The organism is Streptacidiphilus neutrinimicus (assembly GCF_000787815.1).
Classification (GTDB): domain Bacteria; phylum Actinomycetota; class Actinomycetes; order Streptomycetales; family Streptomycetaceae; genus Streptacidiphilus; species Streptacidiphilus neutrinimicus.
On the sequence record NZ_BBPO01000039.1, the window covers coordinates 75,950 to 78,110 of the forward strand.

Here is a 2,161-nt window from a genome sequence, read left to right on the forward strand (position 1 = left end):
CGTCGGGGAGAACGTCATTCGCCGCGCTCAGGAACTGCTCATCGCCCAAGGCCTGCTCGAAGGCCGCGCCGGATCCGGAACCTACGTACGCGCCCCACGCCAGCGCCGCCGGATGCTGCGCAGCTGGGCCCGCGAGCAGTACGCCACCAGCCCGTTCCGCTCCGAGATGGCCTCGCTCGGAATGGCCGGCGACTGGGAGTCCAACAGTGCCGCCAAGACCCCCGCACCCGCCCACATCGCCGCCCGTCTCGGCATCGCCGAGGACGACCTGTGCGTGCGGACCGACTACGAATTCTTCGCCGACCGCCAGCCCGTCATGCTCTCCACCAGCTGGGAACCGATGGCCATCACCTCCGGTACCGTGGTGGTCCTGCCCGAAGGCGGACCGCTGGCCGGCGCCGGAGTGGTCGCGCGCATGGCGCACATCGGCGTTACCGTCGTCCGCGCCGTCGAGGTTCCGCGACCGACGCGACTCAACAAGGACCAGGCCGAGCTGCTCGGCCTGGCGGTTGGAACCCAAGCGACCTTGATCGAGCGCACCTACTACAACGATGCGGGTTCCCCGGTCGAGACCGCCGACATCCTCGTCCCGGATGACGGATGGGAGGTCGCCTACGAGATCCCGCTGAGCAGCGGCCCGACCTTGTGACCATCGCTCCTACTGCTGGAGACCCGCGCAGAACCCGCTAACAGGGTGATCAAATGGCTGACAGGACCGTAGCCTTGGGCCCATGGTGACGACCAGCAAACCCAGGTTCTCGGGTCTGATCCTGGACTTCTTCGGGGTCCTGACCGCCAACATGGTCGAGGTGATCTCGTTCTTCGAGGACCGGGAAAGGCTCTCCCGCGGAACCTTCCTGCGTGGCTGGGCCGATCCGAAAGGGCAGGAGCTCTTCCAGCGCCTTGAGCTCGGCTTGATCAGCCAGGCGGACTGGAACATCGGTTGCGCCGAGCTGATCGGCATCGCGCCGGAGAACCTGATGGCCCGATACCTCCACGACGCCTTCCCCGCCTACCCGGTCCTTGCGGTCGCGCGGCAGGCGCGGGCCGCGGGGATCCGGAAGGACCTGAGAGGGCATTTGAAGTGGGCAGATTGCCCTTTGTGTCCTAGTAAGTTCCTCGCCAGGTTGGTGTGGTCTCGTCCGTTATGCGCTTGGTGAGGTTGTCGATTGAGGCGATGTGGATCATGGCTTCGGAGCTGGCGGGGAGGGTTTCGTAGTCGCGGGCGAGGCGCCGGCGCAACATGATCCAACCAAGACTGCGTTCGACTACCCAGCGCCTTTTTACGACGTGAAATCCGCGGACGTCGGACTTTCGGTGGACGACTTCGACGTCGATGCCGAGGCCGGCGCCGTGCTCGATGACGGCGTTCTTGAAGCCGGTGTCGACCCAGCTTTTGGTGATGCTCGGGTAGGTCTTCTTGGCCTGGTTGAGGAGGTGCATTCCGAGCGCGTTCTCGGACAGGCTCGCGGCGGTGACGGTCACGGCCAGGATGAGCCCGATCGTGTCGGTGAGGATGCCGCGTTTGCGGCCGACGATTTTCTTGGCGGCGTCGGTTCCCTGGCTGGTCAGGGGCACGTTGGTGGAGGTCTTGATGCTCTGGGTGTCGATCACGGACGCGGTCGGTTCGGGCTTGCGGCCTTCCTTCACGCGGGCGAGGCCGGTGAGGTCGTAGTTGAGTTCGGCGAAGATGCCCTCGTCGCGCCAGGCGGCGTAGTAGGCGTAGACGGTGCCGTGGTTGGGGAAGTCGTGCGGGAGGTACTTCCAGGGGATTCCGGTGCGGTTGACGTAGAGGATCGCGTTGAACACGTCGCGCAGTTCGACCTTCGCTGGCTTTCCGGTGGGCCGGCGGTCGAGTCGGGCTTTCCTCCATGCCGTCAGTTTCGGCTCGATCAGGGCCCATCGGGCATCGGACAGGTCGCTGGGGTACGGCTTGCGCGCGCTCACGGCACGGTCTTGCCATGCCCATGGCGGACGATGTCGTTCCGCCGCCCTGTGGGCGGTTCTATGACTTCTTCAAACCAGACGGACTTCCAGGGCTGGAAGCGGATGAGTCGGGCGCCTGCTTTGGCAGGCAAGGCGGGCGCAGAGCACTCGCTTCAGGCATAGCTGTACAAAGACGGCGCGAATGAAAGCCATTTATCGGAACAAGACTCTCTAA

3 protein-coding genes are annotated in these 2,161 nt (G+C 65.0%); 2 read left to right on the forward strand and 1 reads right to left on the reverse strand.

What is annotated here, in order from left to right; genetic code table 11:
* Both TR48_RS23670 and TR48_RS23675 read left to right on the forward strand, forming a co-directional pair.
* The coding region (locus tag TR48_RS23670) for a GntR family transcriptional regulator (RefSeq protein ID WP_042370621.1) at nucleotides 1-649 on the forward strand (649 nt) is incomplete at its 5' end.
* Between the two features lie 82 nt (nucleotides 650-731).
* On the forward strand, nucleotides 732-1,160 hold the full coding sequence (locus TR48_RS23675) for an HAD family hydrolase (RefSeq protein ID WP_052442935.1): 429 nt from the start codon (nucleotides 732-734) through the stop codon (nucleotides 1,158-1,160).
* Here TR48_RS23675 and TR48_RS23680 read toward each other — a convergent pair.
* Complete coding sequence (locus tag TR48_RS23680) at nucleotides 1,108-1,947, reverse strand: IS5 family transposase (RefSeq protein WP_042370623.1); 840 nt, start codon at nucleotides 1,945-1,947, stop codon at nucleotides 1,108-1,110. The two genes, TR48_RS23675 and TR48_RS23680, sit on opposite strands and share 53 nt — an antisense overlap.
* Nucleotides 1,948-2,161: the final 214 nt, after the last annotated feature.

Coding starts and splice junctions, on each gene's coding strand:
- TR48_RS23675 (WP_052442935.1), top strand. CDS start 732: ATGGTGACGACCAGCAAACCCAGGTTCTCGGGTCTGATCCTGGACTTC.